Annotated in this window: 3 protein-coding genes (2 of these 3 only partly in view); all 3 read right to left on the bottom strand. The window is 74.5% G+C overall.

From position 1 onward, the window contains the following. Tightly spaced (each overlapping or abutting the next), the 3 genes in view from AB0L06_RS35725 to AB0L06_RS35735 form a layout consistent with a single transcriptional unit that may run on beyond the window. Positions 1-448 carry the 5' portion of a non-ribosomal peptide synthetase gene (locus tag AB0L06_RS35725; protein ID WP_500235604.1) on the bottom strand. It extends 13,190 nt beyond the left edge of the window, so the window shows 448 of its 13,638 coding nt (coding positions 1-448); it begins with the start codon at positions 446-448; its stop codon lies off the left edge, out of view. After that, positions 445-11,430 carry a non-ribosomal peptide synthetase gene (locus tag AB0L06_RS35730; RefSeq protein ID WP_500235605.1) on the bottom strand — a complete coding sequence of 3,662 codons (10,986 nt, stop codon included), beginning with the start codon at positions 11,428-11,430 and terminating at the stop codon, positions 445-447. The genes AB0L06_RS35725 and AB0L06_RS35730 overlap by 4 nt, the downstream gene beginning before the upstream one ends. Continuing rightward, positions 11,421-20,219 carry the 3' portion of a non-ribosomal peptide synthase/polyketide synthase gene (locus AB0L06_RS35735; RefSeq protein ID WP_500235606.1) on the bottom strand. It continues 8,307 nt past the right edge of the window, so 8,799 of the gene's 17,106 nt are visible here — the last part of the coding sequence; its start codon lies off the right edge, out of view; the stop codon is at positions 11,421-11,423. Before AB0L06_RS35735 ends, AB0L06_RS35730 begins: the two co-directional genes overlap by 10 nt.

Here is a 20,219-nt window from a genome sequence, read left to right on the forward strand (position 1 = left end):
CGTCCATGAGGATGTGGTGGTGGGTGATCACCAGCTGGTGCCGGTCGGCGGCGAGCCGGACCAGCGCGAGCCTCAGCAGGGGTGGGCGGGCGATGTCGAAGCGGCGCTCGCGTTCCTCGGCGGCGACCGCGGCCGAGGCCGCGCGGGCCTCCTCGTCGGCCAGCCCGGTCAGATCGGCCTCGCGCCACGGCGGCTCGACCGAGGCGGCCACGACCTGGGCCAGCGTCCCGGAGGCGAGCTGGACGAACCCCGCCCGCAGTCCCGCGTGCCGGTCGAGCAGCGTCGCCCAGGACGCGCGCAGCGTCGCGGCGTCGAGCGGTCCGTTCAGGTTGAGCACGTGCTGGACGACGTAGACGTCCGGGGCGTCCTCGTCGAAGAGCGCGTGGAAGGCCATGCCCTGCTGCATCGGCGACAGCGGCCAGACGTCGGTGAATTCGGATCCGCTCATCGGTTCTCGCCCCACTTCGCTTCCAGCTCTCCGAGGTCCTCCTGGCTCATCCCGGCCAAGGGGAAGTCGGAGGGCGTGTGGCCGCCCGCGCCCGCCGCCGTGTGCGCGACGAGGCCGGCGAGCATGTCCAACCAGGCTGTTTTGAGTCCTTGGACGTCGGCGTCGGTGAGTGCTTCACCGGCCCACGACAGCGACAGGGTCAGCTCGGGCCCGCCGGGCGTGTCGCGGACGGCCGCGGTCGCCTCCAGCGGATGCGGCGCGCGCATCCCCGGGTCGGGGTCGCCGCCCATGGCGCCCTGCCGCCAGGCGCGCTCGCCCGGCGCCGGTCCCCCGGGCGGGGGCCCCGCGGACGGAGGTCCCCCGGACGGAGGTCCCCCGGACGGAGGTCCCCCGGACGGAGGTCCCCCGGACGGAGGTCCCCCGGACGGAGGTCCTCCGGCGAACCGGCCGAGGTAGTTGAATCCCAGGCGCGGGACGGGGAGGGCGGCGAGGGCCGGGCCGGTGTCGGGGTTGAGGTAGCGGAGCATCCCGAACCCCAGCCCGTCCTCGGGGACCGCTCTGAGCTGCTCCTTCACCCGCTTGACGACCTCGCCCGCGTCGTCGCCGCCGGCGCGCAGCCGGGCGAAGTCGGGCCGTCCGACGTCGAGCCGGACCGGGTGGACGACGGTGAACCAGCCGACCGTCCGGGACAGGTCGAGCCCGGCCGTGAACTCCTCGCGGCCGTGCCCCTCCAGGTCCACCAGCAGGCCGCCCGTGCCGCCGCGCCGGGTCCGCCACTCGGTGACCGCGGCCGCGAGCGCCGCGAGCAGCACGTCCTCCACTCCGGCGTGGAAGGCGGCGGTGACGTCGGTGACCAGCGGGCCGGTCAGGTCCGCCGCGACGGGGAAGGTCAGCCGCCGCTGGTCGGCGGCGGGACCGCTGTCGGCGGGGAGTCCGGCGAGCAGGTCGTCCCCGCCCAGCAGGCGCGTCCAGGCGTCCAGCTCGGCCACCCGGCCGGGGTCGGCGGCGCGGGCGGCGAGCAGTCGCGCCCATCCGCGGAACGAGGTGCCGGGCGGAGTGAGCTCGGCTCCCGCGTAGGCGGCGGCGATGTCGGGCACGAGGATCCGCCAGGACACCCCGTCCACGGCGAGGTGGTGCACGACCCAGAGCACCTGGCCCGGACGGTCCGGACCCGCGTCCAGCCAGACGACGCGCGCCAGGCGTCCGGCGCGCGGGTCCAGCCCGGCGGCGGCGCGGCGGGCGTGCCCGGTGATCGCCGACGGCTCGGCCTCGCCCTTGATCTCGACGCGTTCGACCAGGTCACGGGCCGAGACCGAGCCGGGGGCGGGGATGTCGAGGCGCAGGTCGTCGGGCTCTCCGACCAGCCGTGCGCGCAGGACCGCATGGTGGTCCAGGACGGCCTGGACGGTCGCGACGAGCTTCTCGGTGGTCAGGTCGTCCGGGGCGCTCAGCGCGGTCCACTGGGTCAGGCGTCCGGTGAGGGCGTCCGTTCCGGACCGCTCGGCGAGCCAGCGCATGACCGGGGTCAGCGGCGCCTCGCCGAGCGGCTCGTCATCGGCGGGGTCGAGGCCGTCCGCGGTCTCGGCCGCCGCCTCGGCGGCGCGGGCGAGCCCGGCGGGGGTCGGGTGCCGGAAGACGTCCTGCGCGCCGATCCGCAGCCCGGCCTTCCGCGCCCGGGAGACCAGCTGCATCGACATGATCGAGTCGCCGCCGAGGTCGAAGAAGCCGTCGTCCGGGCCGATCCGCTCCGCGTGGAGGACCTCGGCGAACAGGGCGCAGAGCAGTTCCTCGGCCGCCGTCTCGGGGGCGCGTCCGGCCGTCCCCTCGACGGCGGCGGGAGCGGGAAGCGCGGCCCGGTCCACCTTGCCGTTCACGGTGACCGGGATCTCCGGGACGGTGACCACCACCGCCGGGACCATGTGCTCGGGCAGCCGCTCCCCCGCGTAGGTCCGCAGGCCGGCGGCGTCGACGTCGGGGCCGTCCGAGGCCGGGACGGCGTAGGCGACCAGCCGGCGCTCGCCCGGACGGTCCTCCCGGACCAGGACGGCGACCTGCGCGACGCGGGGATGCGCGGCGAGCACGTTCTCGACCTCGCCCAGCTCGATCCGGAAGCCGCGGACCTTGACCTGGTCGTCGGCGCGTCCGGCGAACACCAGCTCGCCGTCCCGGGTCCGGCGCGCCAGGTCTCCGGTGCGGTACATGCGCTCGCCGGGCGGACCGTCCGGGCAGGCGACGAACCGGCCCGCCGTCAGGCCGGGCCTGCGCAGGTAGCCGCGGGCGAGCGGAAGGCCCGCCACATACAGCTCACCGGTCACTCCGGGCGGGACGGGCCGGAGCCGTTCGTCCAGCACGTGCAGGCGGGTGTTCGGCAGCGGCCGCCCGATGGTGACCGTTCCCGTTCCAGGACTCAGGGGCGCGGTCATGGACGCGCACACCGTGGTCTCGGTCGGGCCGTAGGCGTTCACCAGCCGCCGTCCCTCGGCCCAGCGCTCGACCAGACGCGGTGGGCACGCCTCGCCCGCGACGACGACCGTCCTGATCGGGCCGAGACCGTCGTCCGGCAGCGCCGACACCACGGTCGGCGGCAACGTCGCGTGCGTGATCCCGAACCGCCGCGCCAGATCGGCCAGTGAACCATGCGGCGGAAGCAGGTCAGAATCGGCCATGACCAGACACCCGCCGGCGAGCAGCGCCATGCACATCTCCCAGACCGCGGCGTCGAAGCTCAGGGAGGCGAACTGCAGGACGCGCGAGTCCGTGCCCGCGCCGAGGCGTGCCGCGTGCGCGGCGGCCAGGTTGCCGAGCCCGGCGTGCGTGACCACGACGCCCTTCGGCATGCCCGTGGACCCGGACGTGTAGATCACATACGCCGGGTGGACCGGGGTGAGCGGGGCAGTCCGGTCAGCGTCACTCGGCGCGGTGGACGGCAGGGCGGCGAGCTCTCCGCGAACATCCTCGGCGTCCAGCGCCAGCCGCACCGCCGCGCCGTCCGGGTCGGGCAGGCCGGCCAGCGTCCCGGTGACCCCCAGCACGGCCGCCGGGTCCGCATCGCGCAGCATGTGAGCGATCCGCTCGGCCGGATAGGCGACATCGACCGGCAGATAGGCGGCCCCGGCCTTGGCGATGCCGAGCACCGCCGCGACCATCAGCGGAGAACGCGGCACGGCCAGCGCCACCGTCTGCTCCGGACCGACACCACGCCTGATCAGCAGGCGCGCGATCCGGTTCGCCTCGCGATCCAACTCCGCATACGTCCACTCGCCACCCTCGGCCGCCACGGCCGGTGCGTCCGGAGCGGCGGCGACACGCGCCTCGAACAGCGCGGGCAGCGTCCCCACCGGCACGACCTCGACCGTGTCGTTCCACTCGGCGGTCAGGAGGCGGCGCTCGTCCGTGCCCAGCAGGTCCAGGTCACCGACGCGCAGGCCGGGGTCGGCGGCGAGACATTCCAGCACCTGGGCGAGGCGGACGCCCAGGGTCTCGGCGGTGGCCCGGTCGAAGAGGTCGACGGCGTAGTCGACCGTGCCGAGCATGCCCGCCGTTCCGCCGTCCTCGAGCCGCCGCTCGGCCAGCGTGAACGACAGGTCGACGCGCGCGGCCGGCTCCGCGCCGCCGGGACGGGCGGGACGGACGTCCAGGCCGGGCAGGCTCCAGGACCCGCGCGGCATGTCCTGGACGGCCAGCGAAACCTGGAACAGCGGGTGCCGGGCGAGCGAGCGGGCGGGGGCGAGGTCGTCGACCAGCCGCTCGAACGGGACGTCCTGGTGGGCGTAGGCGGCGAGGTCGGCCGAGCGGACCCGCTCCACGAGTTCGGTGAAGGTGGGGTCGCCGCTCACGTCGGTGCGCAGCACCAGCGTGTTGACGAAGAACCCGGCGAGCCGGTCGAGGGCCTCGTCGCCGCGGCCGGCGACCGCGGTCCCGAGCGGAATGTCGGTCCCGGCGCCCATCCGGCTCAGCAGCGCCGCCAGCCCGGCCTGCACGACCATGAACAGCGTCGCCCGGTTGCGCCGCGCGACCTCCACCAGCCGCGCGTGCGTCTCGGCGGGGACGTCGAAGCCGACACGTCCGCCCTTGTGGCTCGCCACGGGAGGCCGGGGCCGGTCGGCGGGCAGGGGCAGTTCCTCGGGCAGCCCGGTCAGCGTGCCCCGCCAGTGGTCGAGCCGGGCGCTGAGCAGGCTTCCGGGGTCGTTCTCGTCGCCGAGGACCTCGCGCTGCCACAGCGCGAAGTCGGCGTACTGCACCGGCAGCGGCTCCCACGCGGGGGCGTCGCCCCGGCGCCGCGCCGCGTACGCGTTGGACAGGTCGCGGGCCAGCGCGCCCATGGACCAGCCGTCGGCCGCGATGTGGTGCACCACCATGGCCAGGACGTGGGACGTCGGCGAGACCCGCAGCAGCAGGACGCGCCACGGGGTCTCCACCGCGACGTCGAATCCGCGCGAGAGGAACGCGCCGACACGGGCGCCGATCTCGTCCTCGGACGCCTCGCCGGTCTCGACCGCGGGCCGTCCGGCCGCGCCGTCGAGGATTCGCTGGTAGGGGACGCCGTCCACGTCCGGGTAGACGGTGCGCAGGACCTCGTGCCGGTCGGCGACGTCGGCGAGCGCCGCTTCCAGAGCGGTCACGTCGAGGTCCCCGTCGAGGCGCAGGGCGAGCGGCACGTTGTAGGCCGCCCCGGCGTCCTCGAGCCGGTTGAGGAACCACATGCGGGTCTGCGCGAACGACAGCGGCGTCCGCTCCGGCCGTTCCCTCGGGACGAGCGCCGGGCCGCCGGCCGCGCCTCCGGGACCGGCGCCGAGCAGCGTCGCCAGCCCGGCGGGCGTGGGCGCCTCGAACACCTCCGCGACGCCCAGTTCGACGTCCAGGACGGCCTGGATCCGGGCGACCAGGCGCATCGCCGTCAGGGAGTCGCCGCCCAGTTCGAAGAACGCGCCGTCGGCCCCGACCCGCTCCAGGCCGAGCACCTCGGCGAACAGCCCGCACAGGATCTCCTCCACCGCCGTCCGGGGCGCGCGCGACGCCTCGGCGTCGGTGTGCTCGGGGGCCGGCAGGGCCGCGCGGTCGAGCTTGCCGTTGACCGTCACCGGGATCGCGTCGAGCTCGACGACCGCCGTGGGGACCATGTGCTCGGGCAGGCGCCCGGCCACCAGGTCCCGCAGGACCCGTCCGTTCGTGCCGCCCTCCACGACGGGCACCACATAGGCGACGAGCCGCCGGTCTCCGGGACGGTCCTCGCGGGCGACGACCGCGACCTGCGCGACCGAACCGTGCCCGGCCAGCACCGCCTCGACCTCACCCGGCTCCACCCGGAAACCACGGATCTTCACCTGCTCGTCCGCACGCCCCGCGAACACCAGCGCACCCTCATCGGACCAACGCACCAGATCCCCGGTCCGATACATCCGACCACCACCGAACGGGCACGCCACGAACCGCTCCGCTGTGCGGGCCGGGGCGTCGAGGTAGCCGCGGGCAACACCGGTCCCGGCGATGTACAGCTCGCCTGTCACACCGGGCGGGACGGGACGGAGGAACTCGTCCAGCACGTACACCCGGGTGTTGGCGAGCGGTCGTCCGATGGGCAGGACGACGCCGTCCTCCGGCGTCGCCACGTGCCCGGTGGCACACAGGGTGATCTCGGTCGGGCCGTACAGATGCCGGACGGTCGCGTCCGGGCACGCCGCGTGGACCCGGGCCACGGCGCCGGGCGGGACCACGTCGCCGCCGGTCAGCACCTCACGCAACAAGGCGAAGCACTCCGGATCCTCGTCCGCCAGCACCCGGAACATCCCCGCCGTCACGTGCACGTGGGTGAGGTCGTGGCGCGCGATCAGCGCACGCAGCCCGGCGGCGTCGAGTTCGCCGGGCGGTGCGACCACGACCTGGCCGCCGCGCGCCAGCGGCACCCAGATCTCGAACACCGACGCGTCGAACGCGAACGGCGCGTGCGCCAGGACGCGCGCCGCGCCGTCCAGGTCCCACCACGGGTCGGACACCAGCGCGGCCACTCCGGCGTGCGTGACCGCGACGCCCTTCGGCTCGCCCGTCGAACCCGACGTGAACATCACGTACGCCAGATCCTCGCCGGACGGGTCGGCGTCCGGGACGGGCCCGGCCGGTGCGGACGCGATCCACGCGGTCGCCTCGTCCGCGGTGATCACGGTGCGGACGCCGGTCCGATCCAGCACGGCGGCGCGTCGTGCCTCCGGCCAGGCGGAGTCGACCGGCACGTAGGCGGCTCCCGATCTCCAGATCCCGAGCAGCGCCGCGACCAGCTCGGGCGAGCGGTCCAGCGCGACCCCGACCCGGTCGCCGCGCCGGACTCCCGCGGCGGCCAGGCGCGCGGCGATCCGGCTCGCGGCGGTGTCAAGGTCGGCGTGGCTCCAGGAGATGTCTCCGCCGGTCACGGCGGGGGCGTCCGGAGTGGTCCGCGCCCACTCGGCGACCAGGCGCGCCGGGGACGGGGCGGGCAGCGGGCGGTCGGTGTCGTTCCAGGCGCGCAGTACCCGGCGGCGCTCCCCGTCGCCCAGCACGTCCACGCCGCTCACCCGGACGGCCGGTTCGCCCGCGACCTGGCTCAGCACGCGGACGAGCCGCTCCACCATGCCGCGCGCGGTGGACTCGTCGAACAGGTCCCCCGCGTACACCAGCATGCCGTCGAGTCCGCCCGCGCCGTGGCGGGCGGACAGGCTGAACGACAGGTCGAACTTGACCGCTCCGGTCCCGCCGGGGAGGCGTTCGGTCCGGGCGCCGGCGAACTCCCAGGCGATCTCCGGCATGTCCTGGACGCCGAGCGAGACCTGGAACAGCGGGTGCCGGGAAAGGGACCGGGCCGGGGCCAGCTCCTCCACGAGCCGCTCGAACGGCAGGTCCTGGTGGGCGTAGGCGGTGAGGTCGGCGTCCCGGACCCGCTCCAGGAGGTCCAGGAACGCCGGGTCGCCGCTCACGTCGGCGCGCAGCACCAGCGTGTTGATGAAGAACCCGACGAGCGGGTCGAGGGCGGCGTCGCCGCGTCCGGCGACGGCGGTGCCCACGGGAATGTCGTCGCCCGCGCCGAGCCGCGACAGCAGCACGGCCAGCGCCGACTGGACGACCATGAACAGCGTCGCGCGGCCGCGCCGGGCCACGTCCAGCAGCCGGGCGTGGGTGGCCTCGTCGATCTCGAACGCCACCCGGCCGCCGCGGTGGCTGGCGGCGGCGGGACGGCGGCGGTCGTAGGGCAGCGCCAGCTCGGCCGGCAGGTCCGCCAGCGTGGTGCGCCAGTGGTCGAGCTGCTCGCGGATGAGGCTGTCCGGGTCGTCCTCCCCGCCGAACACCTCGCGCTGCCACAGGGCGTAGTCGGCGTACTGCACCGGCAGCGGCGCCCAGACCGGGGCCTCGCTCCGCGCACGGGCCGCGTAGGCCGTGGACAGGTCGCGGGCCAGCGCGCCCATGGACCAGCCGTCGGCCGCGATGTGGTGCACGACCAGGACCAGGACCCGGTCGTCCGGGGAGATCTCCAGCAGCCCGGCCCGCCAGGGCGGCTCGGCCGCGACCTCGAAGCCCCGGCCGGTGATCTCGGCGACGCGCCCGGCGACCTCGTCCTCGGCGGTGCGGAGCACGATGAGCTTGGGCCGCCCGGCGTCACCCGTCAGGATGCGCTGGTGGGGCACGCCGTCCATGTCGGGGAAGACCGTCCGCAGCGTCTCGTGCCGGTCGGCGACGTCGCCCAGCGCGGCCTCCAGCGCCGGGACGTCCAGTTCGCCGCGCAGCCGCAGCGCCAGCGGCACGTTGTAGAGCGGCCCGGCGCCCTCGAGACGGTTGAGGAACCACATCCGGGTCTGCGCGAACGACAGGGGCGTCCGCTCCGGCCGCTCCCTCGGGGTCAGCGCGGGACGGGACGCACCACTCTCCCGTGCCTGCTCCGCCACCTGGGCCGGGGTCGGCGCGGCGAACAGGCCGCGGATCGTGATCTCGGCGTCCAGGACGGCCCGGACCCGCGCGACCAGCCGCATCGCCAGCAGCGAGTCCCCGCCGAGGTCGAAGAACCCGTCGTCCGGACCGACCCGCTCCAACCCGAGCACCTCGGCGAACAGGCCGCACACGATCTCCTCGACCGCCGTGCGCGGGTCGCGTCCCGAGGCCGTCCCGGCCGTGTCGGGAGCGGGCAGCGCCGCCCGGTCGAGCTTGCCGTTCGCGGTGACCGGGAGCGCGTCGAGGACCAGGAACGCGGCGGGGACCATGTGGCCGGGCAGGCGTGCGGCGGCGAACCCACGCAGCCCCGCCACATCCGGATCGCCCTGGCCCGGGACGACGTAGGCCACGAGGCGCTTGTCTCCAGGGTGGTCCTCGCGGGCGACGACCGCGGCCTGCGCGACCGAGTCATGCCCGGCCAGCACCGCCTCGATCTCACCGGGCTCCACCCGGAAACCACGGATCTTCACCTGCTCGTCCGCACGACCCGCGAACACCAGCGCACCCTCATCGGACCAGCGCACCAGATCCCCGGTCCGATACATCCGACCACCACCGAACGGGCACGCCACGAACCGCTCGGCGGTCGGCCCGGGCTGGTCGAGGTAGCCGCGTGCCAGCCCCGCACCGGCGATGTACAGCTCGCCCGGCGTACCCGGAGGAACCGGGCGGAGCGCGCCGTCGAGCACGTACACCCGGGTGTCGGTCAGGGGCCGTCCGATGGGCAGGACGACGCCGTCCTCCGGCGTCGCCACGTGCCCGGTGGCACACAGGGTGATCTCGGTCGGCCCGTACAGATGCCGGACCGCCACGTCCGGACACGCCGCGCGCACCCGCGCCACCGCGGCCGGGGGAACCACGTCGCCGCCGGTCAGCACCTCGCGCAGGGAGACGAAGCACTCCGGATCCTCGTCCGCCAGCACCCGGAACATCCCCGCCGTCACGTGCACGTGCGTCAGCGCGTGACGCACGCTCAGCTCCCGGACGCCCTGCGCGTCCACCTCGGCGGGCGGCGCGACCACGACCTGCCCGCCGCGGGCCAGCGGCACCCACAGCTCGAACAGCGACGCGTCGAACGCGAAGGGCGCGTGCATCAGGACCCGCGACGACTCGTCCACACCCCACCACGCGTCGGCCACCAGCGCGGCGACACCGGCGTGCGTGACCGCGACGCCCTTCGGCTCACCCGTCGAACCCGACGTGAACATCACGTACGCCAGGTCGTCGGCCGAAACGGGAGTCCGAGGACGGTCGGGTTCGATGGGCCGGGCGAGGTCGTCCAGGTCGAGGCGCGGCACCTCCGAGAGCCCGGCCAAGGAGTGCGCAGCACCGACGATCAGCGCGGGGCGGGTTTCGGCGAGCATGTGGGCGATGCGCCGGGACGGATACTCCGGGTCGATCGGCACGTAGGCCGCGCCCGCCTTCCACACCCCGAGCAGGACGGCGACCAGCTCCGGCGAACGCTCCATCGCCACCGCGACCCGGTCGCCCCGGCGCACTCCTCGCGCTGCCAGGTGGGCGGCGATGCGCTCGGCCTGGGCGTCCAGTTCCCCCCGGGTCCAGGAACCGTCTTCGGCGGCGACGGCGGGAGCGTCCTTGGCACGGCGGGCGTGGCGCTCGATCTGCTCGACCGCGGTGGCCGGGGCCACGCCGTGCGGGCCGGTGCCCCACTCCTCGACGATCTGCCGCCGTTCCGGGGCGTCCAGCACGTCGAGCGACGCGAGTGATGCCGCCGGGTCAGCGGCGACCTGTTCCAGGACGCGGTGGAGCCGGTCGAGCATGGCCTGTGCGGTGAAGCGGTCGACGGTGTCGGGACGGTAGTCCAGCCGCAGCCCCATGCGCCGGCCGGGGCCGACCGCGAGGGTGAGCGGGTAGTGGGTGGCCTCCTTGCCGTGGTCGGCCAGCAGCGCGACGCGGATCCGGTCGGGGGCGGGGGTCGCGCCCTCCTCGGCGGTGTCCGGGCCGAGCGGGTAGTTCTCGTAGACGACGAGGGTGTCGAAGGCGGACCCGTTCCCGGCGGCGCGCTGGATGTCGGTGAGGCCGAGGTGCTGGTGGTCGAGGAGCCGCGACCGCCGGTCCTGGAGGCTGGCCAGCGCGGCCTCGACGCTGCCGGACGGGTCGAGGCGCACCCGGACGGGGACGGTGTTGAGGAACAGCCCGAGCATGTTCTCCATGCCGGGCAGGTCGGCCGGGCGGCCGGCGACGGTCACGCCGAACACGACGTCGTCGCGTCCGGTCACCGCGCCGAGCACGACCGCCCAGGCCCCCTGCACGAGGGTGTTGAGGGTGAGCCCGCGGCTCCGGGCGGACATGCGGAGGGCGTCGCTCAGCTCCTCGCTCGCCACGACGGCGACGCGCTCGGGGACGACGGGCGCCCGCCCGGGGACGGCGGGGGCGACGAGGGTGGGTTCGGCTCCGGCGAGTTCGGCGCTCCAGGCGTCACGCGCGGCGTCGTGATCCTGCCGGGCCAGCCAGGCCAGATAATCCCGATAGGGCGTGACCGGCGGCAGATGTGAGACGTCACTGCCCGCCTCGTACACCGAACGCATCTCACGCAACAACACCGGCAGCGACCACCCGTCCACCAGGATGTGGTGGTTGGTCAGGATCAGGCGGTGCCGGTCCTCGGCGAGCCGCGCCAGCGCCAGCCTCAGCAGCGGCGGGGCCGCGAGGTCGAACGGCCGCCCGCGCTCGTCCGCGGCGATCCGGTCGAGTTCGGCGAGGGCCGCCGGCTCGGTGAGGCCGGACAGGTCCACCGTCCGCCACGGCGGCCGGACGCTGCGGGCGATGAGCTGGACCGAAGCCCCGGAGGCCCGGCGCCGGAATCCCGCGCGCAGGCTCGCGTGCCGGTCGAGCAGCGCCGCCCAGGTTCGCCTCAGCACCTCCGCGTCCAGGCTCCCGCGCAGTTCCAGGACGTGCTGGCCGACATAGACGTCGGTGTCGCGGCCGGCGTACTGGGCGTGGAAGAGCAGGCCCTCCTGCAACGGCGACAGCGGCCAAATGTCGGCCAATGCGGATCTGTTCACGACCACGGCCCCCGCTCCATCTCGACTGCCATCTCCTCGAATTCCTCGATCTCGTCCTGGCGGATATCGGCCAGGGGGAAGTCGGAGGGGGTGTGGCCACCCGCTCCGGGACCTTCCGCGTGCGCGGATATCCCGGCGAGCATGTCCATCCACAACCGCCCGATCTCGTTGATCTCGGACTCACCAAGTATCTCCGGCAGCCACCCAAACGAAAGCGTCAAAACTGAACAGTCGGACAGGTCCCGCACCGCCGCCGTCACCTCCAGCGCGTGCAGGGCGGGCATCTCGGCGCCGCCCTGTCCCCCCATCGCCACGGGTTGCCAGAATCGGCCACTCTCGCGGTCGTCAGAGGAAACAGAGGCGAACCTCCCGAGATAATTGAAGGCGATCTGCGGCGCCGCGTATTCGGCCAGAAGGGAACGGGAATCGGGATCGCTATAACGCAGGAGTCCGTATCCCAGGCCGTCCCCGGGGATCGCCCGCATTTGTTCCTTGACGCGTTTGACCAGTGCCCCCGCCTCGGCGCCGCCGCGCCCGACGTCCGCGAGTGACAGGCCACCCGCGTCCAACCGCACGGGGTAGACGCACGTGAACCAGCCGACCGTCCGCGACAGGTCACCTCCGCCGCCGGAGCGACCGTGCCCCTCGACGTCCACCAGGAGGCCGCCGCGTCCCGGGTCGTCGTGGCGTGCGCGCCATGTTCCGAGCGCCGCGAGCAGCCCCGCCAGCAGGATCTCGTTGACGCCCGCGTTGAACAGACCCGGCACGGTGTCGAGCAGAGCCGCCGTCACGTCGTCCGGAACCGTGAGGGAGGTTCGGCGCAGCGCCGACTCCCGGTCCCGCCCCGGCTCCACGTCGCGGGTTCCCGGAAGGCCGTGGCCACCGGCCAGGATCGCCTTCCATTCCGCCAGCTCCCGCCGCCGGGCGACGGCCTGGGCGTCGAGTCGGCGCGCCCAGGCGCGGAAGGTCTGCCCGACCGGATCCACCTCGATCGTGCGGCCCTCCGCCGCCGCGGCGTAGGCGGCGGCCAGGTCGGGCAGCAGGATCCGCCACGACACGCCGTCGGCGACCAGGTGGTGCACCACGATCAGCAGGCGCCCCGCCGTCTCGGGCCCCCTGTCCAGCCAGACCATGCGCAGCACCCGGCCCTGGCGCGCGTCCAGATGCGCGGCGGCGGTCTCGTTCGTCGCCAGCTCGCGGAGCGTGCGCTCGTCCCTTCCGGACGCGTCCACCCGCGACACCAGATCCGCCACCGGAACCGAGCCCGCCGGGCCGACCTCGATCACGCCCTCGCCCAGCCGGGCGCGCAGCATGTCGTGACGGTCGACGACGGCCTGAAGGGCTTGGGTGAGGGCCGCCGGGTCCAGATCCGCCGGGACGGTCGTCAGGGTCCACTGGCACAGGCCGCCGGCAAGGGCCGACGGGCCGCCCGCCTCGTCCAGCCAGCGCATGACCGGCGTGAGCGGGACGCTCCCGGTTCCCTCGCCGTCCGGGTCGGGTTCTCCGGTGGTGACGGCCTGTGCGACGCGGGCCAGCTCCGCCGGGGTCGCGAACTCGAAGACGTCCTGCGCGCTGATCACCACGCCCGCGCGCCGGGCCCGGGCCACCAGCTGCATCGACATGATCGAATCGCCGCCGAGATCGAAGAACCCGTCCTCGACCCCGACCCGCTCCAGTCCCAGGACCTCCGCGAACAGCCCGCACAGTGCCTCTTCGACGGCCGTGCGAGGCTCGCGGGTGGAGGTCGGGGCGGCCGTCTCCGGGGCCGGGAGGGCGGCGCGGTCGAGCTTGCCGTTCACCGTGACGGGCAGCGCGTCGAGGGCGACCACCGCCGAGGGAACCATGTACTCGGGCAGCCGCTCGGCGACATGACGGCGCAGCTCGGCCGCGTCCGGTGCGGGGGTGCCCACGACGTAGGCGACCAGGCGTCTGTCGCCGGGACGGTCCTCCCGGGCGATGACCGCGACCTGGCCCACCGCATCATGACCGGCGAGAACGGCCTCGATCTCCCCCGGCTCCACCCGGAAACCACGGATCTTCACCTGCTCGTCCGCACGCCCCGCGAACAACAGCTCACCGTCGGGCGTCCAGCGCACCAGATCTCCGGTCCGGTACATCCGTCCCGGGGCATGGGGGCACGCGACGAAGCGCTCCGCCGTCGCGGCCGGCCGCTCCAGGTATCCGCGAGCCAGACCGGCGCCCGCCACGTACAACTCGCCCACCACCCCCGGCGGCACCGGACGCAGAAACCGGTCCAGCACGTACACCCGCGTGTTCGCCAACGGCCCGCCGATCGGCAGGACGGCTCGGGCCGGGTCCTCGGGCGCGAGGACGTGCCCGGTGGCGCACAACGTGATCTCGGTCGGCCCGTACAGATGCCGGACCGCCACGTCAGGGCCCGCCTCACGCACCCGCGCCACCGCGGCCGCGGGAACCACGTCGCCGCCGGTCAGCACCTCGCGCAGCGGGGCGAAGCACTCCGGGTCCTCGTCGGCGAGCACCCGGAACATCCCCGCCGTCACATGCAGATGCGTCAGCCCGTGCGCATCGATCAGTCCCCGGACGACCTGCGAGTCGAGTTCGCCGGACGGGGCGACCACGACCTCGCCGCCGTGCGCCAGCGGCACCCAGACATCGAACACCGAGGCGTCGAACGCGAACGGGGCGTGCATCAGGACCCGCGTCGTGTCGTCCGCGCCCCACCAGGGGTCCGAGACGAGCGCGGCGACTCCCTCGTGCGTGACCGCGACGCCCTTCGGCACGCCGGTCGAACCCGACGTGTACATCACGTACGCCAGGTCGTGCCGGCCGACCGGGGGGCGCACCGCGTCCGGCTCGTGCGCCGGCGCCCCGGCCAGGTCGCCCAGGACGAGGTGTGGGACGCTCCCCTCCGGCATCCCGGCCAGGGACTTCGCCGTGCCGACCAGCACGGTGGGCCGAGTTCCGCCGAGCACGTGGCCGATGCGCTCGGCGGGCTGGTCGGCGTCGATCGGAACGTAGGCCGCGCCCGCCTTCCACACTCCGAGGAGCACCGCGACCAGCTCGGCCGAGCGTTCCATGGCGACCGCCACGCGTGCGCCGCGCCGGACCCCGGCGGCGCGCAGGAGCGACGCCACCCGGTCGGCGGCGGCGTCGAGCCGCCGGTACGTCCACCGGATCTCGCCCGCCGTGATCGCCGGCGCCTCCGGCGTCCGCGCGACCTGCCGGTGGAACAGGTCCACGGGCGAGGGCGCGGGCAGCCGGCGGGCGGTCGCGTTCCAGCCGCGCAGCACCTGGTCCCGCTCGTCCCCGGTGAGGATCTCCGCAGTGGAGATCCGGGCCTCCGGGTCGGCGGCGAGACCGTCCAGGAGGGCGGTGAAGCGGTCGGCGAGCAGGCGGGCGGTGGCGGGGTCGAACAGCTCGGCGGCGAACAGCAGCACCCCTCGCAGCCCCGAAGGCGTCCGCTCCCCGGACCGGACGGCGGTGAGGCTGAACGACAGGTCGAACTTCACCGTGTCGTTCCCGACCCTGAGCCGTTCGACCTCCGTCCCGCTCAGCTCCCAGGCGGCGGGCGGCGCGTCCTGGACGCCCAGGGACACCTGGAAGAGCGGGTGCCGCGCCAGGGACCGGGCGGGGGCGAGCTCCTCCACCAGCCGCTCGAACGGGAGATCCTGGTGCGCGTACGCGGCGAGGTCCGCTTCGCGGACCCGCGCCAGCAGCTCGCCGAAGGTGGGGTCCCCGCTCAGGTCGGTGCGCAGCACGAGCGTGTTGACGAAGAACCCCGCGAGGCCGTCCAGGGCGGCGGAGCCACGGCCCGCGACCGCCGTGCCCACCGGGACGTCGTCGCCCGCGCCGAGCCCCGAGAGCAGGGTGGCCAGCGCGGCCTGGACGACCATGAACAGCGTCGCCCGGCCCTGCCTCGCCACCTCCATCAGGCGGGCGTGCGTCTCGGGCGCGACCTCGAAGACGACCCGGCCGCCCCGCCGGCCGGCGACGGCCGGGCGCGGGCGGTCGTACGGCAGGGCGAGTTCCTCCGGCGACCCGGCGAGTGCGGTCCGCCAGTGGTCGAGCTGGGCCCGGATCACGCTGTCCGGGTCGTCGTCCTCGCCGAGGACCTCGCGCTGCCAGAGGGCATAGTCGGCGTACTGCACCGGAAGCGGCGTCCACGCGGGGGCCTCGCCCCCACGGCGGGCGGCGTAGGCGGCCGACAGGTCCCGTGCGAGGACGCCCATCGACCAGCCGTCGGCGGCGATGTGGTGGACGACGACCACCAGCACGTGCTCCTGCGGGCCGAGCCGCAGCAGTTCCACGCGCCAGGGGGGTTCGGCCGCGACGTCGAAGCCCCGTCCCGACACCTCGGCGACGGCCTCCCGGAGGCGCTCGGAGGTCGTGGGACGCACCCGGAAGGCGGGACGTCCCGCCGCGCCGGTCAGGACGCGCTGGTATGGGACGCCGTCCACGTCGGGGAAGACCGTCCGCAGCGTCTCGTGCCGTTCGGCGACGTCGTCCAGGGCCGCCCGCAACGCGGTGACGTCCAGGTCGCCCTGAACGCGCAGGGCCAGCGGGACGTTGTAGGTCGCGTCCGCGTCCTCCAGGCGGTTGAGGAACCACATCCGGAGCTGCGCGAACGACAGCGGCACCCGCTCCGGGCGGGGACGCGGCGTCAGGGCGGGGCCGGTCGCCGTGGCCGTCCGCGCGCGTTCGGCGACGGCGGCCGGGGTGGGATCGCCGAACAGGTCCCGGATGGTGATCTCCGCGTCCAGGACGGCGCGGACCCGGGCCACCAGCCGGAGCGCCAGCAGCGAGTCGCCGCCGAGGGCGAAGAAGTCGCCGTCCGTCCCGACGCGGTCGAGGCCGAGGATCTCGGCGAACAGCCCGCACACGATCTCCTCGACGGCCGTGCGGGGCGCGCGGCCCGACGCGCCGCCCGCCTGGTCCGGGGCGGGCAGGGCGGCGCGGTCGAGCTTGCCGTTCGCCGTGACCGGCAGTGTGTCGAGGGCGACCACCGCCGCCGGGACCATGTAGTCCGGCAGGCGCGCGGCGGCGAAGCTCCGCAACTCCTCCGGGGAGGCGCCGGTCACCGCGTAGGCGACCAGGCGTTTGTCACCGGGACGGTCCTCCCGGGCGATGACCGCGACCTGACCCACGGCGTCGTGTCCCGCGAGGACGGCCTCGACCTCGCCCGGCTCCACCCGGAACCCGCGGATCTTCAGCTGCTCGTCCGCACGCCCCGCGAACAAGAGCTCACCGTCAGGCGTCCAGCGCACCAGGTCCCCGGTCCGATACATGCGGCCGCCACCGAACGGGCACGCCACGAACCGCTCGGCCGTCATCCCCGGCCGACCCATATAGCCGCGGGCCACCCCGGCGCCCGCCACGTACAGCTCGCCCACCACACCCGGCGGCACCGGACGCAGGAACCGGTCCAGCACGTACACCCGCGTGTTCGCCAACGGCCCGCCGATCGGCAGCACCGCGCCGTCCTCGGAGCCCGCGGTGTGGCCGGTCGCGCACAACGTGATCTCGGTCGGCCCGTACAGGTGCCGGACGACGACGTCGGGGCAGGTCTCCCGCACGCGCGCCACGGCCGCCGGCGGCACGACGTCGCCTCCGGTGAGCACCTGCTTCAGAGGACGCAGGGCGTCCGCGGCCTCCTCCGCGAGGACGCGGAACATTCCCGCGGTCAGGTGCACGGCGGTCAGCCCGTGCCGGGTGACCAGGTCACGGAGCGCGGGCGCGTCCAGGTCGCCGGGCGGCGCGACCACGACCCGTCCGCCGTGCGCGAGCGGCACCCAAAGCTCGTACACCGAGGCGTCGAAGGCGTGGGGGGCGTGGAAGAGCACGCAGCGCGCCGCGTCCGGCCCCCACCAGGGGTCGGCGGCGAGGGAGGCGACTCCCTCGTGCGTGACCGCGACACCCTTCGGGACGCCGGTCGAACCCGAGGTGTACATGACATAGGCCAGGTCGTCCCCGGTCAGCGCGGGACGGGCGGCCGTCGTCGTCGCCGGACGATCCCGGTGGTCCACGCGTGGCGTCCCGTCGTCGCCTGGCAGGACGGTGGTGCCGACGATGACGGTCGTACGGGCGTCGGCGAGGACGCGCGCGACGCGCCCGGCCGGCTGCGCGGGGTCGATCGGGACGTACGCCGCGCCCGCCTTCCACACCCCGAGCAGCACCGCGACCAGGTCCGCCGACCGTTCGAGGACGACTCCCACCCGGTCGCCGCGCCGCACGCCGCGCTCGGCCAGGAGGTCGGCGATCCGGTCGGCCTCGGCGTGGAGTTCGGCGTGGGTCCAGCGGGTCGTCCCGGCGACCACGGCCGTCGTGTCCGGAGCGTCCCGCGCCCATCGTTCGAGCAGGTCCGGCATGGTGGCCGCGGGAAGGGGGCGGGCCGTGGCGTTCCAGTCCCCGACGACGCGGGCGCGCTCGGCCGCGTCCAGCACGTCCAGGTCGCTCAGGCGGACGCCGGGGTTCGCGGCGACCTGCTCCAGGACACGCGTCAGCCGTTCCGCCAGCCGCCGCGCCGTACCGTGGTCGAAGAGGTCGGCGGCGTATTCGACGACCGCGTCCAGGCCGTTCCCGGGGCCACGTTCGGCGAGCACGAACGCCAGGTCGAACTTCGCTCCCGCAATGCCGCCGGGCCGGACCGGGTCGGCGTCGAGTCCGGCGAACGCCCGGTCGGCTCGCGGGGCGTTCTGGAGCGTGAGCGACACCTGGAAGAGCGGGTGCCGGGCCAGCGACCGGGCGGGAGCGAGTTCCTCCACCAGCCGTTCGAACGGGACGTCCTGGTGGGCGTAGGCGGCCAGGTCGGTCTCGCGGACGCGATCCAGCAGCTCGCCGAAGGTCGGGTCGCCGCTCACGTCGGTGCGCAGGACCAGGGTGTTGACGAAGAACCCGGCGAGGTCGTCGAGCGCCGGGTCGGGGCGTCCGGCGACCGGCGTTCCGAGCGGGACGTCGTCGCCCGCGCCGAGCCTCGACAGCAACGCCGCCAAGGCGGCCTGCACGACCATGAACAGGGTCGCCCGGCCCCGCCTGGCCGCTTCCGCCAGCCCCGCGTGCGTCGCGGCGTCCACGGCGAACTCCACCTGCCCGCCGCGATGGGACGCGACGGCGGGCCGGGTGCGGTCGGCCGGCAGGATCAGCTCTTCCGGCAGGCCGGCCAGCGCCGTCCGCCAGTGGGCGAGCTGGGAGTTGAGGACGCTGCCGGGGTCGTCCTCGCCGCCGAGGAGCTCGCGCTGCCAGAGGGCGTAGTCGGCGTACTGCACCGGCAGCGCCGCCCACCGCGGCGCCTCACCCTGGAGGCGGGAGGCGTACGCGGCGGCGAGGTCGCGCATCAGGAGCCCGGCCGACCAGCCGTCGGCCGCGATGTGGTGAACCACGACGGCCAGGACGTGGTCGACCGAGGACAGCCGGACCAGTCCGGTCCGCCAGGGAAGGTCGGTCGTCACGTCGAAGACCTGCGCGGAGAGCCCGGTGAGCGCCTCGGCGAGTTCGGCTTCCCCGTTCACGGCCTGGACGGTCAGGACGGGCCGTCCGACCGGCCCGGTCAGGATCTGCTGGTGCGGCTCGCCGTCGATGTCGGGGAAGACGGTGCGGAGGGTCTCGTGCCTTTCGGCGACGTCGCCTATCGCGGCGTCCAGGGCCGCCAAGTCCAGATCGCCCCGCAGCCGAAGGACGAGCGGGATGTTGTAGACCGCGCCAGTGTCCTCGAGCCGGTTGAGGAACCACATGCGGCGCTGCGCGAAGGAGACCGGCACACCCTCGGGCCGTTCCCTGGCGACGAGCGCGGGCCGAACCGCCCCGCCGCTCGGCTTGAGGGCGTCCGCGACACCGGCCGGGGTCGGTTGCCCGAACAGGTCCCGGACGCTGATCTCCGCGTCGAGGACGGCTCGGATCCGCGCGATGAGCCGCATCGCGAGCAGCGAGTCACCGCCGAGGTCGAAGAACCCGTCGTCCGGGCCGACCCGTTCCAGGCCGAGCATCTCGGCGAAGAGCCCGCAGACGATCTCCTCGACCGCTGTGCGCGGCTCGCGGTCCGATGTCAGGGCCGCGAAGTCGGGGGCTGGAAGTGCGGCGCGGTCGAGCTTGCCGTTGGCGGTGACGGGCAGTTCGTCCAGCATGACCACCGCCGCCGGGACCATGTACTCCGGCAACCGCTCCGCCGCCGATCGCCGCAGGTCCCGCACGTCGAGCTCGCCGTCGGCCACGACGTAGGCCACCAGGCGTTCGTCCCTGACGAGCACGGCGACATCGCCGACTCCGGCCGTCCCGGTCAGGACGGCCTCGACCTCACCCGGTTCGATCCGGAAGCCACGGACCTTCACCTGATCATCGACCCGGCCACCGAACACGAGCTCGCCGTCGCGCATCCACCGCGCCAGATCGCCCGTCCGGTACATGCGCCCACGGCCGAACGGACACGCCACGAACCGTTCGGCCGTCAGACCGGGGCGGTTCAGATAACCGCGCGCGAGCTGGACTCCCGCGATGTAGAGCTCGCCGGGAACTCCCGGCGGAACGGGCCGGAGGAACTCGTCCAGCACGTACAACCGCGTGTTCCAGATCGGATGCCCGATCGGCACTCCACCGGCACTCAGGTCCTCCGGGCAGGGCCAATGCGTGACATCAACACTCGCCTCGGTCGGCCCGTACAGGTTGTGAAGTGGGGCCGAGAGCACCGAGTGGTAGCGCTCCACCACCTCAACGGGTAGCGCCTCCCCGCTGCACATCACGCGGCGGAGACTTCCGCACCTTCCCGTCTCCAGGTCCGCGAGGAAGGCCCGCAGCATCGACGGGACGAAGTGAACCGTCGTGAC

Source organism: Spirillospora sp. NPDC052269 (assembly GCF_040679435.1).
Classification (GTDB): domain Bacteria; phylum Actinomycetota; class Actinomycetes; order Streptosporangiales; family Streptosporangiaceae; genus Spirillospora.